Below are 21,766 nucleotides of genomic sequence, written 5' to 3'. Positions count from 1 at the left end.
AGAGGAGGCCAGAAAACGGCTTTCAGATGAGGCAGACAAGCTCCAGAGGCGAATGGACATGATCTACCTCGACAGGATCGAGGGGCGGATAACTGCTGAGTATCATGATCGCATCATCATCCCTTGGCGGGAAGAGCGTGCCCAGGTGATCCGGAACCTCGAGCATCTGAATAGCGTCGATGAAGCTTATGTTGACGACAGCATTGCACTGCTGGAGCTGGTCACGAACGCCCACAAGGGGTTTTCCGCTACGCTTCCAAAACACAAGCGAAGAGCGCTCAATTTGGTGCTATCGAACTGCACCTGGGCCAACGGCGCATTGACTGCGACTTTCCGTCAACCGTTTGAGATGCTGAGGGATTTAACGCCTCAAACATCCTGCCACCCAGTCTCGAAATCGGCCGATTCGGCCGAATTTCAAGATTTGGTGACCCCTACGGGACTCGAACCCGTGTTTTCGCCGTGAGAGGGCGACGTCCTAGACCGCTAGACGAAGGGGCCGTGTGCGGTGGAGGGGCGCGTCTAGGCTTGGGGGCGGGGGGCGTCAAGCGGGTTTGTTGACGCCTCCCCGCACAAACCCTCGTTCAGGCGGCGGCCTTGCGGCGTTCGGCCATTTCCGTGTTCAGCATTTCCGCGAGCAGGAAGGCGAGTTCCAGGCTCTGGCCGGCGTTGAGGCGCGGGTCGCAGTGGGTGTGATAGCGATCCGCCAGGCTCTGTTCGGTCACGTCGATCGCACCGCCGGTGCATTCGGTCACGTTCTGGCCGGTCATCTCCGCATGGATGCCGCCGGCATGCGTGCCTTCGGCGCGGTGAACGTCGAAGAAGCCGCGCACCTCCGCCAGGATGCGGTCGAAGGGGCGGGTCTTATAGCCGGTTGCGGCCTTCACCGTATTGCCGTGCATCGGGTCGCAGGACCAGATGACGGGATGGCCTTCGCGCGTCACGGCGCGGACGAGCTTGGGCAGGTGCGCCTCGATCTTGTCATAGCCGTAGCGGGTGATGAGCGTCATGCGACCAGGAACGCGGCCCGGGTTGAGCGTGTCGAGCATGCGGAGCAGCGCGTCGGGTTCGAGGCTGGGGCCGCACTTCACGCCGATCGGGTTGCCGATCCCGCGCAGGAACTCGACGTGCGCCGAATTTTCGAAGCGGGTGCGGTCGCCGATCCAGAGGAAGTGGGCGGATGTGTCGTACCAGTCGCCGGTGAGCGAATCCTGGCGTGTTAAGGCCTGTTCGAACGGCAACAGCAGCGCTTCGTGGCTGGTGTAGAAATGCGTCTGCGACAACTGGGGCACGGTTTCGGGATCGATGCCGCAGGCGGCCATGAAGTCGAGCGCTTCGCCGATGCGGTCCGCCGTTTCCGCATATTTACGGCTCCACGGGCTGCGGCCCATGAAGTCGTGCGTCCAGCGATGCACCTGATGCAGGTTGGCATAGCCGCCCTGCGCGAAGGCGCGCAGCAGGTTGAGCGTCGCCGCCGATTGCGAATAGGCGCGGATCATCCGCTGCGGATCGGGGATGCGGCTTTCGGGCGTGAAGGCAATGTCGTTGACGTTGTCGCCGCGGTAGCTGGGCAGTTCGACGCCGTCGAGCACCTCGGTCGGCGCGGAGCGGGGCTTGGCGAACTGGCCGGCCATCCGGCCGAGCTTCACCACCGGCAGCTTCGAGGCGAAGGTGAGGACGACCGCCATCTGCAGGATCACGCGGAAGGTGTCGCGGATGTTGTTCGCGCTATGCTCGGCGAAGGATTCGGCGCAGTCACCGCCCTGCAGCAAAAAGGCCTTGCCCTCCGCAACCTTGGCGAGTTCCGCGGTCAGGTTGCGCGCTTCGCCGGCAAAAACGAGCGGCGGAAAGCTCGCGAGCGCGTCCGTCGCGCGGGTCAGTGCCGCGGCGTCGGGATAGTCGGGAAGCTGGCGGGCTTCGGCGCGGGTCCAGCTGTCGGGGGCCCAGTTCGCGGCCATAATGTCGTCCTTCGGGGTGTAAACGTCGCGGCACATGCGCCCAAAACGGATTTTGCGCAATGAAGGAACGCTTGGGGGGCGTATCGATCGGCCGGTGGCGTGCTATGCACACGATACAGACAGAGGGGGCGATGATGCAGAAGCGGCTGGTGGCGGTGCTGATCGGAACGGTGGTGATGGCCGGCGCAATGGCGTCGGCCCGCGACCTGCCGGTGCCCGCGGACAAAGGTTGGCGCCATGCCGAGACGGGCGTCGCCCTCATGGCGCAAAACGCGGGGCTGACGCGCACGGCGTTGACCGATGCGACCCAAGGTGAGTTCGATGTCGCCGCGCAATATTGGGCGCCCGACAAGAGCGTCACGGCGACCGTCTATATCTTTCGCCCCGCGATCGCCGACGTCGGCCTGTGGTTCGATCGGTCGCAGACGGCGCTGGAGACGCGTGCCGAGTTCCGCAATGCGGCGCCCGCGAGCGCCGATCCGGTCGCCTTCGCGCTGCCGGGTGCGACGGCGGGATCGGCGCTGCGCCAAAACTATGCCAATGCGAGTGGAGCCTATCGCAGCACGGCGCTGGCCGTCATGCCGCTGAACGGCTGGATCGTAGCGATCCGCATGAGCGCGACGACGCTGACGGCGGACAAACTCGATGCGGCGTTGCAGCAATTCATCGCGGGCATTCGCTGGCCCAAGGTGACGGCGACCGGCGCGGCGGCCAGGCTGGTGAAGCCATGCGCGACGCCTCTGGTCTTCGGAAAGGCGAAGCAGGTGGCGGCGGGCGCGGGCGACCTGCTGATGTCCCTGATGATCCCGAGCCTCGCTGCGAGCGAAAAGGCCAAGACGCCCGCCAAGACCGATGACGCACCTTTATGGTGTCGGGAGAGTGAAGGGCGCACCGAATATGGCGTCTATCGCAATATGCGAGACGATCGGGGCTATACGATGGCTCTGTACGACGGCGGGCGCTCGGTGAGCGTGTTCCCCTCGATCATGGGGCAGATTGACAAGACGGGCACGTACAGCGTCTCGCTAACGGACGTCGACGGATCGACGGCGGTCCTGCCCTCGTTCAGCACGATGCCGCAGCCCAAGCAGGTGTGGGCGGTGGTGTCGCAGGGCAAGGTGCAGGGCAGGGCGGTCGGCAAGACGATCACGCTCGATGCGAAGGCGTTGAAATAGTGCGGCGGCCGGTTCCGCTGCGTCGCGCGCTGCCGTAAGGGACGGCGTCGAGTAAGCGTAAGGATGGTCGGCATGCGCTATGGGATTTCGTGGGCAATCGCAGCGGCCGTGGCGGTTGCTGCTCCGGCGGTGGCGGCGGACCCGGACACCGCGGCGACGTTCGATGCGTTGCGGCAGGTCGACGGCCGGATGGCGGCGATCGCCTATCGCTTGACCACGGCCAATGCCCCGCTGTGTCGCTCGCTGGCGCCGACGCCGGGCTGGGCGATCCATAGCCTGGGGCAATATGATCCGGCGCTGCGCGACCAGGCGCGGGCGAGCTTCGGGTTCGAAACGCCGATCGCGGTCGAGGCGGTGGTGCCGGGGTCCGCGGCGGCCAAGGCGGGGGTTCGAGCCGGCGATTCGATCGTGTCGGTCGATGGTCGGCCGATCGGTAGCGGCGCGCCGGGCAAGGACGCGAGCAGTGCCGCGCGTGATGCGGCGGTGGAGCAGATCGCGGGCCTCACGGCCGATCGGCCTTTGGCGGTCGAGCTGATGCGCGAGGGGCGCACCCGGACCGTGACGATCCCCGCCTCGCCGGGCTGCCGGAGCGCGTTCGAGGTGCTGCTGGGGCCGGGCATGACCGCGTCGGCCGATGGGCGGATCGTGCAGATCGGGGTCCGCTTCTTCGAACGCTATACGGATGACGAGGTGGCGGTCGTGGTCGCGCATGAGCTGTCGCACAATATCCTGCGCCACGCCGCACGGCTGGAAGCGGCAGGCGTCAAGCGCGGCCTGCTGTCCGAAGTGGGGCGCAACGGCCGGCTGTTCCGGCTGACCGAGGATCAGGCCGATCTGCTGGGCGCCTATCTGCTGCGCAATGCGGGATATGATTCGCAGATTGCGGTGCGGTTCTGGCGCGAGCATGGCGGGGACGTCGACGGCGGCCTGTTCCGCAGCCGGACGCATCCGTCATCCTCGGCGCGCGCGAAGGCGTTGGAGACGGCGATCGCGACAATGCCCGCGGGCCATGGCTTTTACGCGCCCCCGCTGGCGGCGGAGGCGGATCGGCCGCTTCAGTAACCCGCGTCGAGGTCGGCGACGTTGCGCATCGGCTGGCCGGCGACGAAGGCCTGCACGTTTTCGAGGAAGAGCGCGGCGGCACGCTGGAACATCGTGGTCTGGCTGCGCCCCGACAGATGCATCGAGATGAGGCAATTGGGCGCGTTCCACAGCGGATGATCCGCTGGGAGCGGCTCCGGCGTGGTGGGATCGAGGAAGGCGCCCGCGATCGTACCGTCGGTCAGCGCCGAGACCAGCGCGTCCTGATCGATCATGTCGCCGCGGGCGATGTTGATGAGCCACGCGCTGCGCTTCATTGCCGCGAGCTGCTCCGCCCCGATCATCGTGCGGGTCGCATCGGTCGAGGGGGCGGCAAGGACGATCCAGTCGTAATCCCCGATCTGCGCCGCCCATTGATCGGGGGCAAGCGTGCCGTCGCGGCCGGAGCGGGTGACGCCGGTGACGTCCACGCCGAAAGCGGCGAGACGCTCGCCGATCAGGCGGCCGATCGTGCCATAGCCGACGATGAGCGCGCGCGTGTCGGCCAGTTCGATGCGGCCCGGCGAGACCATCGGCCATTCGCGGCGATCCGCCATGCGAACGACCTCATCATAGCGCTTCGCGGCGGCGAGGATGCCGAGCACGGCATATTCGGCCACCGCAACCGCATTGATCCCGGCGCCGTTGGTGACGGTGACGTTGCGATCGCGCAGCAGGTCGAGCGGGAAGGCGTCGAGGCCCGCGTAGAGCGTCGAAACCCATTGCAGCTTCGGCCCCGCCGCGCGGATCGCCTGTTCGGTGAGGTGGGTCGGCTGCATGTCGACCCAGGCGATCGTGGCGTCGGCGATCATCGTTTCCGCTTCGGCCGGTGTGGTGAACCACACAGGCTCGACCTCGGCGGGGAGGTGCGGTTCGAGCAGGCCACGAGCGATGGCGGGCAGGACGGCCTTCACAGCGACAGCCTCCAGTCCCAGCCCAGCGGATCGCCGTCCATCACTTCGACGCCGGCCGAGGCAAGTTCGTCGCGCAGCGCGTCGGAGCGGGCGAAGTCCTTGGCGGCGCGGGCCTCACGGCGCTCGGCGAGCGCGGCGGCGATGCCGGCTTCGTCGATCGTCGCACTGTCTGGGCGAACGCGCAGATCTTCGCGGGAGAGGGTGAGGAGGTCGAGGCCGAGCACCGCGTCGAAGTCTTCGAGTGCGGCGAGGCGGTCGGCCGGACTGACGCGCTTGTCGGCGAGCAGTTCGTCGAGCACGGGCAGGGCCTTGGGCGTGTTGAGGTCGTCCGACAGCGCGGCGTCGAGGCGTTCGGTATAGGGCGCGGCGGACGCGGCGCCCTTGGCCTCGCCGCGGGCGCGCAGAGCGGCGACGGTTTGGATCAGGCGCTTGAGGCGCGTCTGCGCGGCGGCGAGATTCTCCCACGAAAACTCCAGCTCGCTGCGATAATGCGCCTGCAGGCACATCAGGCGATAGGCGAGCGGGTGGAAGCCGCGGGCGACGAGCGCGGGCAGGGTGAGGAACTCGCCCGAGGATTTCGACATCTTTCCCGTACGATCGACGAGGAAGTTGTTGTGCATCCAGAGCGTCGCACCGGTATCGGCGGTGCCGCTGATCGCCTGGTTCTGCGCGATCTCATTGGGGTGGTGGATTTCGCGATGATCGATGCCGCCGGTGTGGATGTCGAAATGATCACCCAGATACTGCCGGCTCATCACCGAGCATTCGAGGTGCCAGCCCGGCGCGCCGCGACCCCAGGGGCTGTCCCACTCCATCTGGCGGTTCTCGCCCGGCGCGCTGGTGCGCCAGATCGCGAAGTCGGCGGGGTGGCGCTTGCCCTCGACGCTGTCGATGCGGCCCTCGACCGGACCCTCATCGCGCGTGCCGGCGAGGCGGCCGTAATCGGGGACGGTGGTGGTGTCGAAATAGAGGCCGTCGGGCAGGCGGTAGCAATGCTTGTCGGCGATCGCCTGTCCGAAGGCGATCATGCCGTCGATATGGTCGGTCGCCAGCGGGAAGCGGGCGGGATCGCGGACGTTCAGGTCCTTGAGATTGGCTTTGAACGCCTGCGTATAATGGTCTGCGATGGCCCAGATATCCTGGCCGCTCTTCTTCGCGGCGGCCTCCATCTTGTCGTCGCCGGCATCGGCGTCGCTGGTCAGATGGCCGACGTCGGTGATGTTGATGATGTGGGTGAGGCCATAGCCCTTCCACGTCAGCGTCCGGCCAAGCGTGTCGGTGAAGAGGTACGCGCGCAGATTGCCGATATGGGCGTAGTGATAGACCGTCGGCCCGCACGAATAGATGCGGACGTTGGCGGGGTCGGCGGGCTGGAACGGCTCCGCGGCTCGGGTCAGGCTGTTGTACAGCGTCATCGGCGTCATGCGCGCGGCCATAGCGCGGGCCGAGCGATGCCGCCAAGCCTCCAGCGGTAGGGCTTTATCGACGAAGGGGCAGATCGCGGCGGAGATAGACGAGCAGGTGGGCGTCCTCGCGCGGGACGGTGAGGACCTGCCGATAGGAACGCGCGAGCGTGGCGGTCATGATGCTGTGGGTCGCGGGATTCCAAGGCGCCATCGGTTCGTCCATCGTCACGATCACCGGCGGACGTGTGGCGAGGATGCGGTTTAGTTCTGCGACCTCGTTGGCCCCGGACGCGCCGCGCTCGGCGTCGTACGCGAGCGTCGAGGGGAAGGCGTAGCGCGTCGGGATGCAGGCGTTCGCGAGCAGGTACAGCACCGAATCGCCCGCGAAGACATAGGGGCAGCCGCCGCGATCGTTGGCTTTCATCACCTGTGCGACCGTGCGGGCGGAGCTGGCATCGGTAGGCGGCAACAGCACGCGGGCGACGAACAGGATCAGGCCATAGCCGATCAGCGCGACCGGCGCGGCGCGGTGCTCCAGCACCGGCGCGGCGATCATGGCGAGCGGCAGCATCAGCGGCAGCGCATAATGATCGAAAAAGGCCCCGATCATCGCGAAGGCGATCAGCGCGGCGGCGAGCCAGAGGAAGGCGATCCACCGCTCGGGCGCCATCGGGCGCTGGCGAAGGGCGATCGCCGTACAGACGATGAAGGGGAGCAACTGGGCGCCCGTGCCGGCGAGCCGCGCGGCGATCTTGGCGGCGGGATAGCCCTTGCGCAGTGAGACGGAGGCGAAATTGGAGAACCAGAAGGCGTCGAAGACCGCCGGGCCGCGGCGCCAATACTCCGCGACGACCAGCCCCGTCGGCAGGATGCCCAGCAGCATCCACAGCAGCGCCGCGCCGATGCAGAGCCGGAGCGTGGCGCCCGCGCGGTGCAGATACCAGAGGTGGGCCGCGCCGAAGAACGCGCCTTCGACGACGGGCGTATATTTGGTTTGGATCGCGAGGCCGGCGAGCAGGCAGGCGGCCGCGCCGTTGAGGACGATCGCACGCGTCGCACGAGCCTCGGCCAGCACGGGCAGGCGCAGCGTCAGTACCGCGGCGCCGGCGGTGAAGAGGTTGTAGAAGACCGGCGATTGCCCCCCGCGACCGCTGAGCAGCGACAGCCACAGGATGTACGCCGCGCCCGCCATCAGGGCCGCCGCAGGCCGCGCCCCCAGCATCCGCCCGCCGCGTGCCACCAGCCACGCCGTGGCGGCTGCGAACAGCGTCGCGACCAGCTGGTAGGCGAGGATGCCATCGCCGGGCAGCAGCCGGATCGCGGCAAAGAACAGGAACAGGCCGACGGGCTTGCGGTCCCACAGATCGACATACGGCAAGGCGCCGTGCAGCATGCGGTCGCCGACGAGCAGGTAATATTGCTCGTCGACATGAATGATCGGGTTGCCGAAATCATGCGCACGCAGGGCGATCGCCCAGAGCAGCAGCAGCGCGAACGCCACCCATCCGGTCGACGACAGCCGTGTGTCAGGGGCGGACGATGCACTGTGGGCCATGGCGCGCGCTCATAGCAGCGCCGCCCGCGGCGTCATGCCCGAAATTAATTTCGCCGCCGCGGTGCGGGTCCGGACGATCGGCGTCGTCCTGTCAGCAAGGAACGGGCGTGCGTGTCGCATGGCCGGCTGAAGCGTGGCTCGTGGGGGGCGTTGGAATGTATCTTGTTGTCGATCAGGATCGGATGGAGACGGGCGGTTCGCCGCTGTCGGCCGCCATGTTCGGCCCGGAGCGGCGCGCGACGCCGCTGTGGACCGTGCTGATCCCGTTCTTCAACGAAGCGGCGTTCCTGGGCCAGACGATCGCCAGCCTCGCCTCGCAGACGGTGCCGTTCCAGTTGCTGCTGGTCGACAACGGTTCGACCGACGACAGCGTCGTGATCGCCCGCGCGGCGATCGCTGCGCATGGCCTGGATGCGACGATCATCAGCGAGACCGTGCCGGGCAAGGTCAGCGCGCTGCGCACGGGCCTGGGGCGCGTGCGGACCCGCTATGTCGCCACCTGCGATGCCGACACGCTGTACCCGCCGCATTATTTGGCAGAGGCGGAGGCGCTGCTGGCGCAGGACGGCTGCGTCGTTGCGGGCGCCTATTTCGTCGATCCGGGCGCGGACCAGAGCGCGCTCGACGCGGAAGCGCGCCGGATTTTGACCGCCGCACGCATGCTGCCGCGTCAATGCCATGCCGGCGGGGCGGGCCAGTGCTTCGACGTGGCGGCGCTGCGGGCGGTCGGCGGCTTCGATGCGGCGCTGTGGGGCTATATCCTCGAGGATCACGAGGTGATCCACCGCACCATGTCGCAAGGCGACATGCGGTATTCGAAGGACCTGTGGTGCATGCCGTCGCCGCGTGAGCGGGATCGCGCATCGATCCGTTGGACGCTGTTCGAACGACTCGTCTACACCGCGGCGGCGCCCTGGGCTGGCGACTGGTTCTTCTACCATTTCCTGGCCCGCCGGTTGCAGCGCCGGCGCCTGATGAGCGTGCAGATCCGCGAGCGCGCGTTCCAGACCGTCACCAGCTTTGCCCATTTGCCCGTCCCGTCGAACCATGGAGGACCGATCCGTGCCGCGTCTCATCCTGTGCGCTGACGATTTCGCCTTTTCGCGCGATGTCAGCGAGACGATCGCTGGCCTGGCGCGCGAGGGGAAGCTCAACGCGACCAGTTGCATGACGCTGATGCCGGGCTGGGCGACCGATGCCGCGCTGCTGCGCGACCTGCCGCGCCATGTCGAGATCGGCCTGCACCTGACGCTGACCGGTGAGCGGCCGCTGACCGATATGCCGCAGTTCGCGCCCGACGGCGTGATGCCGGAAATCGATCCGCTGACCCGTTCGGCGGCGCGTCGCGAGCTACCGCTCGACGAGATCGCAGGCGAAGTGGCCGCGCAGTTCGACGCTTTCGTCGCGGCGATGGGCCGGGCGCCGGACTTCGTCGACGGCCACCAGCACTCCCACGCGCTTCCCGGGATTCGCGACATCGTGCTGTTCGAAACCGCCCATCGCGCGCCGAACGCCTGGGTGCGCGACTGCGTCGACCGTGTCGGCGCGATGCTGCGGCGGCCGTTTGCGGGCAAAGCGATCGGCAGCGCTTTCCATTCGCGGGGCCTGAAACGGGACGCCGCGCGTTATGGCCTGCGTTGCAACGACAGTTTCGCGGGGCACTACGATTTCTCAACCGATTATCGGGGATTATTCCCACGGTTTCTACGCAAGGCGGCGAGCATGCATCTGGTGATGTGCCATCCCGGAGCGGGTAAACGACCCGGCGATGCGATCGCGGCAGCGCGTCCGCGTGAAGCCGATGCCTTGCGTACTTGGTCGATTGCCGACATGGCAGCGGCTGAGGGTCTGGCCTTTCCGGCCTGACATGAGGAGCTTGGGCGCAGATTGGCTGACGGGAGCACGGCGGATGGGGGGCTGCGTGCCGTCTTCCTTGCGCAGCGCGCTATGCTCCTGCGTCTGTTCGTCGCGCGCCTTGGCTCGCGGGAGGAAGCCGAAGACGCGCTCCACGATCTGTGGCTGCGGCTCGATCAGCTCGGCGCGACGCCCATCGCCCAGCCTGCTGCCTTCTTATACCGCGTCGCCAGCAATCTCGCGACCGATCGCCGCATCGCCGGCGCTCGGCGCGATGCACGCGACGGTGCGTGGCTCGCATCGCAGCCCGCGGCCGATGATATGCCGGATGCCGAACGGGCGCTCGTCGCGCGCGATGCCCTGCGCGTCGTCGAGCAGGCGATCGATGCCATGCCCGAGCGGATGGGGCGGGCGCTCCGTCTGTTCCGTATCGAAGGGCGTAGTCAGCGCGCCATCGCCGATGAATTGGGCATCAGCGTGAGCGGCGTCGAAAAGCTTCTGCAGCGCGCCTATCGCATCCTGCACGCGCGCCTCGCCGAGGTGAATGGCGCGATGCCCGTGCTCGGCATGGAGCAGGATCGATGAGCGCGGCCATGGCAGCGATCGTCGATCAGGCCGCGCTGTGGCACGTTCGTCAGGCGGACATGTCGGCCGACGAATGGGAGCAATTCGTATTCTGGCTGGAAGCGGATGCCGAGCATGCGCGTGTCTATGACGCGATCGCCCTGCAGGATGCGCTGATCGCCGAAGCGCATTTCCCCGATGCGCCGGCAACGCCGGTGGCGGCGAACGACGACGAACGCGTGTTCCGCCGGCGCTGGCCGCTTGCCGGCACCGCCGGGGCGGCGATCGCCGCCGCGCTGGCGCTATGGCTGGTGCCGGGCGTGCTGTTCAATCCGTCGCCGCAGGCTGGCATGAGCGAGGTGATCGCCACTCGTGATGGCGAACGGCGCGATATCCGGATGGCGGATGGGACGCAGATCGCGATGAACGGCGGAACGGTGCTGCGGTTCGACCCGGCCGATCCGCGGACGATCGCGATGGATCGGGGCGAGGTGGCGCTGCACGTCGTCCATGATTCCGCGCATCCGTTTACGCTACACGCCGGCGATCAAGTCATCCGCGACATGGGCACGACCTTCGACGTCACGCGTGACGGCGGCGATCTGTCGGTCGCGGTCGGCGAGGGATCGGTGATGTTCGAGCCGGACGGCGCCGCGGTGACACTGAGGGCCGGCGACGCTCTCACCCGCGACGGGGCGACCGGCCGGATCGTGCGCAGCACGATTCCGGCGGACAGCGTGGGTGGCTGGCGCCAGGGTGTGTTGAGCTTCGATGCGGCGTCGGTCGCCGAGGTTGCGGCCAGCCTGCGGCGATTACACGGGTTTCGTCTGCGGATCGCGAGCGGCTTGTCCACGCGTCCGTTCACCGGCATAATCCACCTCACGGGGGAAGCCGATCGCGACATTCCGCATCTGGCCGATCTGATCGGGGCAACTTGGCGGCGTGACGGGGCGGATTGGGTGTTGGCGGAACGGTAAGCGGCGATCCCGACGGGGTGCCGGCTTGTTTCTCGCCGCCTGTTCGCTGAGCCTGCCCGCCACCGCGTTGGCCAACTCGCCGCAGCGGCGCGTCGCCCTCGCCATCGCGCCCATGACACTCGACCGTGCCGTCATCGCACTCGCGCGCGTCGCGGGGGTCGATATCGTCAGTACTGAACGCGGGCTGCATACCGTGCGGACGGCGGAGCTGCGCGGCACGCTGACGGTAAAGCAGGCGCTTGATCGCCTGCTGGCGGGTAGTGGCTTTCGTGCCGTGGCGAGCGGCCCCGGCAGCTATCGCATCGTCGTCGCGCCGCCGGCGCCACCGCCGCGACCCGTCGCCCGCCCGGCAGCGCCTCCACCGCCCGAACCGGCGCCGGCGGATATCGTCGTGACCGCCAGCAAGCAGCGGGTGCCGCTGCTCCGCTATCCGGGGAGCCTGACGTTGGTGAGCGGCGTGCCGCGTCGCGCGAACGGTGCGACGGCCGATCTCAGTCAGATCGCGGGACAACTCCCGATCCTGCAAAGCACGCAACTGGGGCTCGGCCGCAACAAGGTGTTCATTCGGGGGATCGCGGACAGCAGCTTCAACGGTACGACCCAGTCGACCGCGAGTGTTTACCTAGACGACGTGCAGCTCAACGCGTCCGGCCCCGATCCGGCGTTGCGCCTGTACGACATGCAGGCGGTCGAGATCCTGGAAGGGCCGCAGGGTACGCTTTATGGGGCGGGTGCGATCGGTGGGTTGTTGCGGCTGACGACGCGCGCACCGGTGCTGGACGGTTTCGCGGGTAGCGCGAGTGCGGGCACCACGCTGACGCAGGGCGGCGCGCCGGGGTACGATGTGGCGCTGATGGCGAACGTGCCGCTCGTTGCGGGTAAGGCGGCGCTGCGGGGCGTTGCCTATCAGGTGCGCGACGGTGGGTATATCGACGCGGCACGGCGGCGTGTGGTCGACGCCAACCATAGCGACACGACGGGGGCACGGCTGGCGTTGCGCGTCGATCCGGGGAGCGGCTGGCAGATCGATGCGAGCGGGGCGGCGCAGCGGGTCGAATCGGCGGACGGGCAATATGGCGATGTGAGGCGATCGCCTTTTGCACAGCGCAATTATATCGCGCAGCCGTTCTTCGGGCGCTTGCTGTTCGGGCGGGTGACGATCGCCAAGGATTGGGAGAGCGGACTGCGGCTGGTGTCGGCGACCGGCATCGCCGATTACCGGACGGTCGAGACGTTCGATGCGACGGGATTTGCCGCGCCGGTGTCGCGAGGGGCGGCGCGCTACGATCTCGACAACGACAAGCTGCTGGTGTCGCAGGAACTGCGGCTGTCGCGATCGCTGGATGGCGGGCGATCGTGGTTGGCGGGCGTGAGCCTGTTGAGCGATCGGTCGATCCTGACGCGATCGGTGGGGCTGGGCGGTGCGACGATCGATATCGTCGGTGTCACCAACGTCACGCGGTCGGCGTCCGGTTTTGGCGAGGTGACGGCGCGGCTGTGGCGTGATCTGTCGGTGACGTTGGGGGGGCGCGTCACGACGGCGCGGGTCGATGGCGAACCGTCGAGTACGCGGCGGCCGGGCAATTACATCAAGGGGCGATCGACGCAGCGGTTCGATCCGACGATCGCGCTGTCCTATCGCATCGCACCGGAGCTGGCGGCATTCGCCCGCTATCAGACGGGCTTTCGCACCGGCGGTCTGGCGGTGGCGCAGGGCATCGGGCGGGTCGCCAATTACGATCCCGATTCGATCCGCTTCGCCGAGATCGGGCTGCGGCGGCTGCGCAGCGGCGTGCGGGGCGTCAGCTTTGCAATCAGCGGGTCGACCGCGGCGTGGAGCAATATCCAGGCGGACCTGATCAACCGGCGCGGACAGCCCTATACGACCAATCTGGGCGATGCCCGGATCCAGACGGTGGAGGCGTCGTTCGACTGGACGCCGACGACGCGGCTGACGATCGACGGGTCGGCGCTGTACACCCACAATATCGTCTACGGCGCTATCGCCGATCAGTCGCGACTGAACAACCGGCGCCTGCCGCAGACGCCGCCGTTCGCGGCACATGGTGGGCTCAGCTATCGCTGGCCGGAAGGACGGGTTACGCCGCGGATCGCGGCGAGCGCCGATTACGTCGGACGGTCAGTGCTGGGGACCGGGGACCTGCTGGACGTGAGCCAGGGCAAGTATCTGACGATCGGCCTGACCGCCGGACTGCGCTGGCGGGGGATCGACCTGGGGTTGGGCGTCGAGAACCTGACCAATACCGCGTCCAACCGCTTCGCCTTCGGCAATCCCTTCGGCCTGCCGGGGCGGAACGAGACGACGCCGCTGCGCCCCCGCAATGTGCGGATCGGGGTATCAACCGCCTGGTAAGTCAGCGTTTTCTGGTGAGCTCGCGCATCGCGTCATCAAGGCCGGCGAGGGTGAGCGGGTACATGCGATCGGCCATCAATTCGCGCAGGATGCGGATCGACTGGCTGTAGCCCCATTGGTCCTTGGGCATCGGGTTGAGCCAGACGGCGGCGGGGTAGGTCGTCGTCAGGCGCTGCATCCAGACGGCGCCCGCTTCCTCGTTGAAATGTTCGACCGAGCCGCCCGGATGGGTGATCTCATAGGGGCTCATCGACGCATCGCCGACCAGCACAAGCTTGTAATCATGACCGAATTTGTGGAGCACGTCCCACAAAGGCGTGCGTTCGGCGAAGCGGCGGCGATTGTCCTTCCACACGCCTTCGTACGGGCAATTGTGGAAATAGAAAAATTCGAGGTTCTTGAATTCGGACGTCGCGGCGCTGAACAGTTCTTCGCACAGCTTGATCCACGGGTCCATCGATCCGCCGACGTCGAGAAACAGCAGCAATTTCACGGCATTGCGTCGTTCTGGCCGCATGCGCACGTCGAGCCAGCCGGCCCTTGCGGTGCTGTCGATCGTGCCGTCGATATCGAGTTCGTCGGCGGCGCCTTCGCGCGCGAAGCGGCGCAGGCGGCGTAGCGCGATCTTGATGTTGCGCGTGCCGAGTTCGCGGGTGTTGTCGAGGTTCTTGAATTCGCGCTGGTCCCAGACCTTCAGCGCGCGACCGTGCTTGCTCTCCCCGCCGATCCGCACGCCTTCGGGGTTATAGCCCGAATTGCCGTAGGGACTTGTGCCGCCGGTGCCGATCCACTTGTTGCCGCCCTGGTGACGCCCTTCCTGTTCGGCGAGACGCTGTTTCAGCGTCTCCATGATCTCATCCCACGAGCCTAAGGACTTGATCTGCTCCATTTCCTCGGGCGTCAGATATTTCTCGGCGACGGCCTTCAGCCAATCGGCGGGAATCTCCGTCGGCTGGGTGCCGTAGGTCGTCGCGATCCCGCGGAAGACCTTGGCGAACACCTGGTCGAACCGGTCGAGCAGCCCCTCGTCTTTCACGTAGGTGGCGCGGGCGAGATAGTAGAATGCTTCCGGCGTGCGGTCGATCACCTCGGCGTCGAGCGCCTCCAGAAGCACCAGATGCTCCTTCAGGCTGGCCGGAATGCCGGCGAGTCGCAGCTCGTCGAGGAAGGTCAGGAACATGGTCGACTTCCGCCATTCCGAGCGTGGAAGTGGACGAAGTGGACGGTACGTGACGTCCCGAATGCGGCTGCGTGCAGGGGCGTCGGAAGGGAGGGGAACAGCGTCGGGGCGAACGGATCGGTCATGGCCTGCCACCGACGCTAGGAGCATTCGGTCGTGTAGGACAGCCCCTTTTTGAAGATCGGGTTTCGGCCGGCGATCAGCGGGCGGCGTAGGCGTCGATCAGCGCGCCGACGTAATCGGGGTTGCGGGTGGTGATCTGCGGGGAGGGGCGACCGCCGTAGATGAAGCCCTTTACCGGATAGACGCTGCTGCCCAGCCCCTCGGAATCGCGGAACCAGACCTTCACCTCGCTCCAGTCGTTGTCGGGCGACACGTCGTACAGCGTGACGTCGCGTTCGGCATGGCCGCGTTCGCCGTTGAAGCGCGACCAATTGGCGTGCGTCAGCATAAGCACGCGGCGTTCGACGACCCGGCTGACGACGGCGACATGGCCGAGCGGCAGGCGCCCGCTCTTGGCGAAGACAATGACCGAGCCGACGCGCGGATCGTGGCCGCGATCGTAATGGCCGTCCGCCTTCGACCACCAGGTCCAGGCATCGCCGTAGATCTGGATGCCCGATGCCTCGCGCGCGAAGGGGACGCACTGGCCGACATAATCGAGCAGATTGCCGCCTGCTGCGTTTGCCGGGGCGGCAAACTGCGTTGCCGCTCCGATTGCCGCGGCGATCATGCCGCACTTGCGAAGAATGCCCTGCATTCGATGGGTTTTAGGGAAGGGGCGGTGACCGTTTGGTTGGGATTCGTGGTTAAGAAACGGTAATCCGGCAAAATATTGCCGGTCGTTTCGCTGCTGAAATGAGTGATTTTGTTCCGGGTGGGTGGTGAATTTTTGCTGGTGCTGCTGCCGGGGGGCCGAGGTTCGTGGCGCGGTCAGACGTGGCGCCACCTAGCCGTTACCCCGGACTTGAGCCGGGATCCCGCTTCTTCTGCTGCGGCCGTGGTGAAAAGCGGGACCCCGGATCAAGTCCGGGGTGACGGTGGAGGTGGGTGAGGGGCGGTGGGGGATTGCTGCTGTTTTGTTTGGGTGCGGCCGTTTGTGGTCTGCGTGGGGGGATCGGTTTGTTTTGAGAGAGGGCGTCCCTCACCTCCCCCTTCGTCACCGCTGCGCGGTGCCACCTCCCCCTGGCGGGGGAGGACTTTGGCGGATCGGGTGCTGGGCACGGTGTTTTCTCCGTCATCCCGGGCTTGAGCCGGGATGCCGCTTTTTCTTCTTTTGCCGCGGCGGCAAGCGGGACCCCGGATCACGTCCGGGGTGACGGTGGGGGCGCTTAGCGTCCCTGGCGCTTCGCCATGAAGGCCAGGCGTTCGAACAGCATGATGTCCTGTTCGTTCTTGAGCAGCGCGCCGTGGAGCGGCGGGATTGCCTTGGTGGGGTCGCGGTTCTGGAGGACGTCGAGCGGCATGTCTTCGTGCAGCAGCAGTTTCAACCAGTCGAGCAGCTCGCTGGTGCTGGGCTTCTTCTTGAGGCCGGGCACCTCGCGGACATCGTAGAAGATGTCCATCGCCTTGCTGACCAGGATCTTCTGGATGCCGGGGAAGTGGACGTCGACGATCGCCTGCATCGTATCGCGATCGGGGAATTTGATATAGTGGAAGAAGCAGCGGCGCAGGAAGGCGTCGGGCAGTTCCTTTTCGTTGTTGCTGGTGATGACGACGATCGGGCGTTCGGTGGCGCGGACGGTTTCCTTCGTCTCGTAGACGTGGAATTCCATGCGATCGAGTTCCTGCAACAGGTCGTTGGGGAATTCAATATCGGCCTTGTCGATCTCGTCGATCAGCAGGACGGGCGGCGTGGGCCGGGTGAAGGCCTCCCACAATTTGCCGCGGCGGATGTAATTGGCGATGTCGTGGACGCGCTCGTCGCCCAGCTGGCCGTCGCGCAGGCGGGCGACGGCGTCATATTCGTACAGGCCCTGCTGCGCCTTGGTGGTCGATTTGACGTTCCATTCGATCAGCTCGGCGCCGGTCGCCTTGGCGATCTCATGCGCCAGCACCGTCTTGCCGGTGCCGGGTTCGCCTTTCACCAGCAGCGGACGGCGCAGCGTGACCGCGGCGTTGACCGCGACCTTCAGGTCGTCGGTCGCGACGTAATTCTGCGTGCCTTCGAAGCGCTTCATGGCCGGATCCCGGATATTGAATATCGGGTACGTCGTTGCCGGATCGCGGGGCGGAGCGCAAGCGGGGGTGGTGGGGTGTGCGCGCAACCGATTGCTGTCCCTGCCGGCCTGATCCATGATCGACGAGGTGTCAGGGGAGACAATGTGATGATCGCGTTTCGTGCGCTGCTGATCGCTGCCTGGACTGTGCTGGCGATCTACACGGGGGTTGTGATCGCCAGGCATGGCATGGATTTGCTCCCGATCTTTTTCGGGGATCTCGCACGCACGACGTGGTCCGGCCAGTTCAATGCAGACTTCTCATGCTTCCTGCTGTTGTCCGCACTGTGGACCGCTTGGCGTCATCACTTCACCCCCGTCGGCTTCGGTCTCGCGATCTTGGCGTTCTTCGGCGGCGCCGGATTTCTGCTGCCGTATCTTCTGCTGCTCAGCATCCAGACGCGAGGTGACATGACGGCCCTGCTGACGGGCGGTCGTCGCGCGGCAACGGGTGGCCGCGGCACAGTCCAATAACCGCCTTACCCCTCCCGCGCGCTGGCCCTTGCCTCCAGCAAGTCCCAGATCGCGCGGTGCTGGGCGAACAGTTGCTGCGCGCCGAAGCCGATGGCGCGTTCGGTCGCGGGGGTGCCGCCGAGTGCGTCGATGCTGGCGCCCGTTTCCAGATGCGGCGGGAAGGCGCGAGGGGCCGGCTCCACGCCGAAGCGGAGCGCGGCGGCGTCGAGCAGGCGGCGGATCATGCCCCAGTCGTGGACCAGCGCGGCGACGGCGCCGGTCGCGCAGCCGCGGCGTTCGGAGGCGCCGAGCGTTTCGAGCGTGTGGCGGCTGGTGGTGAGCGCGGTCTCGCTATCCGCCTGGCCGGGCGTGGAGGGCAGCGGGCCGGCGGCGGCGGCGAGATGCGCGATATAGGCGCGCTCGACGGCGAAGGCATCGGCGATCCGATCGAGCCAGTCGCAGGCATCGGGCTGCGCGCACTGGCTGCGTGCGGCGGCGGCGAGGCCGGGGTGGACGCCATGGACCGCACAGAGTGCATGCACCGCGTCGGACACGTCGCGCGCCGAGGCGCGTGGCGAGACCAGGCGGGCGAAATGCGGATGCGCCGCGCTGCCGTCGACGGCCCCCAATCGGGCAACCATGTCCCATGCGCTTGGCGACCAGGCCGTCTGTACGGTGTTCAACATATCACTCCGGGACATTTACTGATGCCGACCGCCGATCCGGTGCGACACGCCACCCTTGTCGCCCCGTACCTATACCGAACCACGTAAAGACACGGTTGATGCGCCGGTAACCCTGCCGCAATCCCGCTTTACGTCGGCGGATCGTGCCCTAAGAACGGCGATACGTTGGAGTTGGAGTAGGTGATGCGGACATGGTGGTTGGGGCTGGCGCTGGCATCGGTGGGCGCGATGGCGATAGGCGCTGAGGCGGGCGCGCAGACAGCCGCGGCGCCGCAAGCGGACAAGCTGACGCTGGCGCGCGTCTTCGGCAGCCCCGACTTGTCGGGATCGCAGCCGCGCGGCGTACGCCTGTCACCGGACGGCACGCTGCTTACCTTCCTGCGCCCACGCGCCGACGAAAAGGAGCGCACCGATCTGTGGGCGCGCGACACGCGCACCGGCGCGGAGCGGATGCTGGTCGACAGCAAGAAGGTGGGCACCGGCGCCGAATTGACCGAGGCGGAGAAGATGCAGCGCGAGCGCGCGCGCATCGGCGGGTCGAAGGGCATCGTCGCCTATGACTTCGCGCCCGATGGCCGGTCGATCCTGGTGCCGCTGGACGGCGATCTGTACCTCGCGACGCTGGACGGCAAGGTCCGCCGGCTGACCGCGACGCCGGGTGGTGAGCTCAACCCGATCATCTCGCCCAAGGGCAATTACGTCAGCTTCGTGCGCGACCAGAATCTGTTCGCGCAGCCGCTGAGCGGGGGTGAGGCGCGCGCGCTGACCACCGGTGGCGGTGGTACGGTGCATTTCGGCGAGGCGGAATTCGTCGCGCAGGAGGAAATGGATCGGCGCACCGGATATTGGTGGTCTCCGGACGAGCGCTATGTGGCGGTCGAGCGGTTCGACGAGGCGCCGGTGCGCGTCTTCACCCGCGCGTCGATCGGCGCGGCGGGGACCAAGACCTACGAACAGCGCTATCCCGCGGCGGGCACGCCCAACGTGCTGGTCGATTTGTATGTGATGCGGCCGGACGGGTCGGGGCAGGTGAAGGTCGATCTGGGCAGCGACCCGGACATCTATCTGGCGCGCGTCGACTGGACGCCCGACGGCAAGACGCTGCTGGTGCAGCGCGAGAGTCGCGACCAGAAGACGCTCGACATGCTGGCCGTCGATCCCACGACGGGCAAGGCGAAGGTGCTGTTCACCGAGAAATCGAGCGCGCGCAGCTGGATCAACCTCAGCGACGATTATCGCGTGCTGAAGGACGGCAGCCTGATCTGGCGGTCGGAGCGGGATGGCTATGGCCATCTGTACCTGCGCAGCCCGGCGGGCAAGTGGACGCAGCTGACCAAGGGGCCGTGGGTCGTAACGGGCCTGGTCGGTGTGGATGAGGCGAAGGGGCGCATCTACTTCACCGGGCTGAAGGACGATGTGCTCGAACAGCATCTGTATGCGGTCGATATCGCGCGGCCGGACGTGCTGACGCGGCTGACCGAGCGGGGGTGGACGAACAGCGCGTCGATGGACGGCGCGGCGAGCCGCTTCATCATCTCGCGCTCTAATGCCGGGCAGCCGACGCAGGTCTATCTGGCGGACACGAACGGCAAGCGGCTGGAGTGGATCAATGAGAATGCGATCCGGCCGGGGCATCCCTATTACCCCTATCTCGCCAGCCACCAGCCGACGAAGTTCGGGACGATCAAGGCGAAGGACGGCAGCACGCTGTATTGGGAGATGATCACCCCGCCGCTGGTGCCGGGCAAAAAATATCCCGTGTTCTTCGAACATTATGGCGGTCCGGGCACTGGCCAGCAGGTGACGCGTGGCTGGCAGGGGGCGCTGCCGCAATATCTGGTCAGCCAGGGCTGGGTCTATTTCAAGATCGACAATCGCGGCTCGTACAACCGCGGCAAGGCGTTCGAGGACCAGATCTATCACGCGATGGGCACGGTAGAGGTCGAGGACCAGCTGGCTGGCGCCAATTACTTGAAGTCGCTGCCGTTCGTGGATGGTAACAAGATCGCGACCTATGGCTGGTCCTATGGCGGATACATGTCGCTGAAGATGCTGGAGAAGACGCCGGGGGTCTATGCGGCGGCGGTGTCCGGCGCGCCGGTGACCGACTGGCAGCTGTACGACACGCATTATACCGAACGCTATCTGGGCGATCCGGCCAAGGACCCCAAGAGCTATGCGACGTCGCAGGCGGTGGAGGATTCGCCGAAGATCAAGGACCCGCTGCTGCTGATCCACGGCATGGCGGACGACAACGTCTTCCTCGACAATTCGACCAAGGTCGCCGCGAAGATGCAGGCGACGGCGACGCCGTTCGAGATGATGTTCTACCCGGGCTACACGCACCGGGTGGGCGGGCCGATGGTGAGCCAGCATCTGTGGGGGACGATCCTCGACTTCCTCGATCGGAATGTGAAAAACAAGAAGTAAGCCCTTTAATTCCTCCCTCGCTTTAGCGGGGGAGGGGGACCAGCGAAGCTGGTGGAGGGGGCGTTTCCGCGAACGCGAGGGCTCCGTATCCTCCCCCTCCGTCACGCGCTTCGCGGCGCCACCTCCCCCTGGCGGGGGAGGACTGGTCGTGACGTGCGTTCGTCACGGTCCGCCGCTAAGGCGCCACCCCATGCACTTCGTCGCCGCCTTTCATTTGTGGCCGTTCCTCGACACGGTCGTCAGCTATCTCACCGCCTTCGTGCTCGGCACCGCGATCGGGGCGGAGCGGCAGTATCGGCAGCGGACCGCGGGCCTGCGCACAAACGCGCTCGTCGCGATCGGAGCGGCGGCGTTCGTCGATCTGGGGCAGCGGCTGGGCGGGGACGTCGAGTCGATCCGGGTGATCGCCTATGTCGTGTCGGGGATCGGCTTCCTCGGTGCGGGCGTGATCATGAAGGAGGGGATGAACGTCCGCGGGCTCAACACCGCGGCGACGCTCTGGTGTTCGGCGGCGGTGGGATCGATCGCGGGGTCGGACATGATCGCCGAGGCGACGCTGCTGACCGGTGTGGTGCTGTTCGCCAATACGGCGCTGCGACCGCTGGTCGATGCGATCAACCGCATCCCGATCGCGGGCGGCACGGTGGAGGCGACGTATAGCGTGACGATCACCGTGCCGGTCGCCGCGGCGGGGCCGATGGGGGATGTGCTGGTCGGGCATCTGGAGGAGGCGGGACTGCCCGTCGCCGACCTCGACACGCAGGTGCGCGACGACGAGCATGTCGCGCTGGTCGCGACGCTGGTGGGCAGCGGCGTGGTGGACGCGGAGCTCGACGCATTGGTCGAGCATCTGGGCCGCGTACACGGGATCGACCACGCGACGTGGCAGCTGAGCACGCACGATTAGGAAAGTCGGTGGACGTTTCCGCGCAACCGTATTA

At 66.8% G+C, this 21,766-nt stretch carries 19 protein-coding genes and 1 tRNA gene; 10 read left to right on the top strand and 10 right to left on the bottom strand.

Going from position 1 to position 21,766, the window contains the following annotated elements; translation table 11 throughout:
• Positions 1-22 precede the first annotated feature (22 nt).
• The 3 genes from SPHME3_RS21580 to SPHME3_RS0113940 form a co-directional block, all read right to left on the bottom strand.
• Positions 23-235 carry a hypothetical protein gene (locus SPHME3_RS21580; RefSeq protein WP_026189083.1) on the bottom strand — a complete coding sequence of 71 codons (213 nt, stop codon included), beginning with the start codon at positions 233-235 and terminating at the stop codon, positions 23-25.
• Between the two features lie 190 nt (positions 236-425).
• Positions 426-501: transfer RNA gene (locus SPHME3_RS0113945), tRNA-Glu, on the bottom strand.
• Between the two features lie 83 nt (positions 502-584).
• Entirely contained in the window at positions 585-1,958 is a 1,374-nt protein-coding gene (locus SPHME3_RS0113940) for a class II 3-deoxy-7-phosphoheptulonate synthase (protein WP_020486476.1), read from the bottom strand.
• Between the two features lie 131 nt (positions 1,959-2,089).
• Here SPHME3_RS0113940 and SPHME3_RS0113935 point away from each other — a divergent pair, with 131 nt between their 5' ends.
• Together SPHME3_RS0113935 and SPHME3_RS0113930 are read left to right on the top strand one after the other, a co-directional pair.
• Positions 2,090-3,133 (top strand): hypothetical protein, encoded by a 1,044-nt coding sequence (locus SPHME3_RS0113935; RefSeq protein ID WP_017978583.1) that lies wholly within the window; start codon positions 2,090-2,092, stop codon positions 3,131-3,133.
• A 72-nt stretch (positions 3,134-3,205) separates the two neighbouring features.
• Positions 3,206-4,195: a M48 family metallopeptidase gene (locus SPHME3_RS0113930; protein WP_017978584.1), complete on the top strand. Its 990-nt coding sequence runs from the start codon at positions 3,206-3,208 to the stop codon at positions 4,193-4,195.
• Here the strand turns inward: SPHME3_RS0113930 and SPHME3_RS0113925 are convergent.
• The 3 genes from SPHME3_RS0113925 to SPHME3_RS0113915 are packed head-to-tail and all read right to left on the bottom strand — an operon-like array spanning position 4,189 to position 8,088.
• Positions 4,189-5,127: a D-2-hydroxyacid dehydrogenase gene (locus SPHME3_RS0113925; protein ID WP_017978585.1), complete on the bottom strand. Its 939-nt coding sequence runs from the start codon at positions 5,125-5,127 to the stop codon at positions 4,189-4,191. The two genes, SPHME3_RS0113930 and SPHME3_RS0113925, sit on opposite strands and share 7 nt — an antisense overlap.
• Positions 5,124-6,551 carry a cysteine--tRNA ligase gene (gene cysS, locus SPHME3_RS0113920; RefSeq protein ID WP_375292254.1) on the bottom strand — a complete coding sequence of 476 codons (1,428 nt, stop codon included), beginning with the start codon at positions 6,549-6,551 and terminating at the stop codon, positions 5,124-5,126. The genes SPHME3_RS0113925 and cysS overlap by 4 nt, the downstream gene beginning before the upstream one ends.
• A 55-nt stretch (positions 6,552-6,606) precedes the next feature.
• Entirely contained in the window at positions 6,607-8,088 is a 1,482-nt protein-coding gene (locus SPHME3_RS0113915; RefSeq protein ID WP_231292007.1) for a hypothetical protein, read from the bottom strand.
• 155 nt (positions 8,089-8,243) lie between these two features.
• Between SPHME3_RS0113915 and SPHME3_RS0113910 the strand changes: the two genes are divergently transcribed.
• The 5 genes from SPHME3_RS0113910 (at position 8,244) to SPHME3_RS0113890 (ending at position 13,857) form a co-directional block, all read left to right on the top strand.
• Positions 8,244-9,176 carry a glycosyltransferase gene (locus tag SPHME3_RS0113910; RefSeq protein WP_017978588.1) on the top strand — a complete coding sequence of 311 codons (933 nt, stop codon included), beginning with the start codon at positions 8,244-8,246 and terminating at the stop codon, positions 9,174-9,176.
• Positions 9,136-9,954: a ChbG/HpnK family deacetylase gene (locus SPHME3_RS0113905; protein ID WP_017978589.1), complete on the top strand. Its 819-nt coding sequence runs from the start codon at positions 9,136-9,138 to the stop codon at positions 9,952-9,954. Before SPHME3_RS0113910 ends, SPHME3_RS0113905 begins: the two co-directional genes overlap by 41 nt.
• Positions 9,955-10,035: 81 nt before the next feature.
• On the top strand, positions 10,036-10,527 hold the full coding sequence (locus tag SPHME3_RS0113900; RefSeq protein WP_017978590.1) for a sigma-70 family RNA polymerase sigma factor: 492 nt from the start codon (positions 10,036-10,038) through the stop codon (positions 10,525-10,527).
• The gene (locus tag SPHME3_RS0113895; RefSeq protein WP_017978591.1) at positions 10,524-11,483 is read left to right on the top strand and encodes a FecR family protein; all 960 of its coding nucleotides are present in this window, start codon (positions 10,524-10,526) and stop codon (positions 11,481-11,483) included. The genes SPHME3_RS0113900 and SPHME3_RS0113895 overlap by 4 nt, the downstream gene beginning before the upstream one ends.
• Positions 11,484-11,508: 25 nt before the next feature.
• Positions 11,509-13,857: a TonB-dependent receptor domain-containing protein gene (locus SPHME3_RS0113890; RefSeq protein ID WP_017978592.1), complete on the top strand. Its 2,349-nt coding sequence runs from the start codon at positions 11,509-11,511 to the stop codon at positions 13,855-13,857.
• Position 13,858: 1 nt separating this feature from the next.
• Here SPHME3_RS0113890 and SPHME3_RS0113885 read toward each other — a convergent pair whose 3' ends face one another.
• The 3 genes from SPHME3_RS0113885 to SPHME3_RS0113875 all read right to left on the bottom strand — a co-directional run bounded on the left by SPHME3_RS0113885 (position 13,859) and on the right by SPHME3_RS0113875 (position 17,217).
• A complete protein-coding gene (locus SPHME3_RS0113885) occupies positions 13,859-15,037 on the bottom strand; it encodes a vWA domain-containing protein (protein WP_017978593.1) in 1,179 nt (392 codons plus the stop codon).
• A gap of 199 nt (positions 15,038-15,236) precedes the next feature.
• Positions 15,237-15,797 (bottom strand): CHAP domain-containing protein, encoded by a 561-nt coding sequence (locus SPHME3_RS0113880; protein WP_017978594.1) that lies wholly within the window; start codon positions 15,795-15,797, stop codon positions 15,237-15,239.
• Positions 15,798-16,368: 571 nt separating this feature from the next.
• On the bottom strand, positions 16,369-17,217 hold the full coding sequence (locus SPHME3_RS0113875) for an AAA family ATPase (protein ID WP_017978595.1): 849 nt from the start codon (positions 17,215-17,217) through the stop codon (positions 16,369-16,371).
• A gap of 147 nt (positions 17,218-17,364) precedes the next feature.
• On the opposite strand from SPHME3_RS0113875, the gene SPHME3_RS0113870 reads away from it, so the two are divergent.
• Complete coding sequence (locus SPHME3_RS0113870; protein WP_017978596.1) at positions 17,365-17,730, top strand: hypothetical protein; 366 nt, start codon at positions 17,365-17,367, stop codon at positions 17,728-17,730.
• 5 nt (positions 17,731-17,735) lie between these two features.
• Here the strand turns inward: SPHME3_RS0113870 and SPHME3_RS0113865 are convergent, their stop codons facing one another.
• A complete protein-coding gene (locus tag SPHME3_RS0113865; RefSeq protein WP_017978597.1) occupies positions 17,736-18,395 on the bottom strand; it encodes a DUF6975 family protein in 660 nt (219 codons plus the stop codon).
• A 183-nt stretch (positions 18,396-18,578) separates the two neighbouring features.
• Here SPHME3_RS0113865 and SPHME3_RS0113860 point away from each other — a divergent pair, with 183 nt between their 5' ends.
• Together SPHME3_RS0113860 and SPHME3_RS0113855 are read left to right on the top strand one after the other, a co-directional pair.
• The gene (locus SPHME3_RS0113860; protein ID WP_017978598.1) at positions 18,579-20,825 is read left to right on the top strand and encodes a S9 family peptidase; all 2,247 of its coding nucleotides are present in this window, start codon (positions 18,579-18,581) and stop codon (positions 20,823-20,825) included.
• A 190-nt stretch (positions 20,826-21,015) separates the two neighbouring features.
• Entirely contained in the window at positions 21,016-21,732 is a 717-nt protein-coding gene (locus SPHME3_RS0113855; protein ID WP_017978599.1) for an MgtC/SapB family protein, read from the top strand.
• Positions 21,733-21,766 lie beyond the last annotated feature (34 nt).

It is taken from the genome of Sphingomonas melonis DAPP-PG 224, assembly GCF_000379045.1.
GTDB lineage: Bacteria > Pseudomonadota > Alphaproteobacteria > Sphingomonadales > Sphingomonadaceae > Sphingomonas > Sphingomonas aquatilis.
Note: the sequence above shows the minus strand (reverse complement) of the source record. Positions and strands in the feature narration are given on the sequence as shown.

Bases quoted from the DNA above. Each gene is read 5' to 3' on its own strand.
- SPHME3_RS0113940 (WP_020486476.1), bottom strand. From the start codon at position 1,958: ATGGCCGCGAACTGGGCCCCCGACAGCTGGACCCGCGCCGAAGCCCGC.
- SPHME3_RS0113935 (WP_017978583.1), top strand. From the start codon at position 2,090: ATGATGCAGAAGCGGCTGGTGGCGGTGCTGATCGGAACGGTGGTGATG.
- SPHME3_RS0113930 (WP_017978584.1), top strand. From the start codon at position 3,206: ATGCGCTATGGGATTTCGTGGGCAATCGCAGCGGCCGTGGCGGTTGCT.
- cysS (WP_375292254.1), bottom strand. From the start codon at position 6,551: ATGACGCCGATGACGCTGTACAACAGCCTGACCCGAGCCGCGGAGCCG.
- SPHME3_RS0113915 (WP_231292007.1), bottom strand. From the start codon at position 8,088: ATGGCCCACAGTGCATCGTCCGCCCCTGACACACGGCTGTCGTCGACC.
- SPHME3_RS0113910 (WP_017978588.1), top strand. From the start codon at position 8,244: ATGTATCTTGTTGTCGATCAGGATCGGATGGAGACGGGCGGTTCGCCG.
- SPHME3_RS0113905 (WP_017978589.1), top strand. From the start codon at position 9,136: ATGGAGGACCGATCCGTGCCGCGTCTCATCCTGTGCGCTGACGATTTC.
- SPHME3_RS0113900 (WP_017978590.1), top strand. From the start codon at position 10,036: ATGCTCCTGCGTCTGTTCGTCGCGCGCCTTGGCTCGCGGGAGGAAGCC.
- SPHME3_RS0113895 (WP_017978591.1), top strand. From the start codon at position 10,524: ATGAGCGCGGCCATGGCAGCGATCGTCGATCAGGCCGCGCTGTGGCAC.
- SPHME3_RS0113885 (WP_017978593.1), bottom strand. From the start codon at position 15,037: ATGTTCCTGACCTTCCTCGACGAGCTGCGACTCGCCGGCATTCCGGCC.
- SPHME3_RS0113880 (WP_017978594.1), bottom strand. From the start codon at position 15,797: ATGCAGGGCATTCTTCGCAAGTGCGGCATGATCGCCGCGGCAATCGGA.
- SPHME3_RS0113875 (WP_017978595.1), bottom strand. From the start codon at position 17,217: ATGAAGCGCTTCGAAGGCACGCAGAATTACGTCGCGACCGACGACCTG.
- SPHME3_RS0113870 (WP_017978596.1), top strand. From the start codon at position 17,365: ATGATCGCGTTTCGTGCGCTGCTGATCGCTGCCTGGACTGTGCTGGCG.
- SPHME3_RS0113865 (WP_017978597.1), bottom strand. From the start codon at position 18,395: ATGTTGAACACCGTACAGACGGCCTGGTCGCCAAGCGCATGGGACATG.
- SPHME3_RS0113860 (WP_017978598.1), top strand. From the start codon at position 18,579: ATGCGGACATGGTGGTTGGGGCTGGCGCTGGCATCGGTGGGCGCGATG.
- SPHME3_RS0113855 (WP_017978599.1), top strand. From the start codon at position 21,016: ATGCACTTCGTCGCCGCCTTTCATTTGTGGCCGTTCCTCGACACGGTC.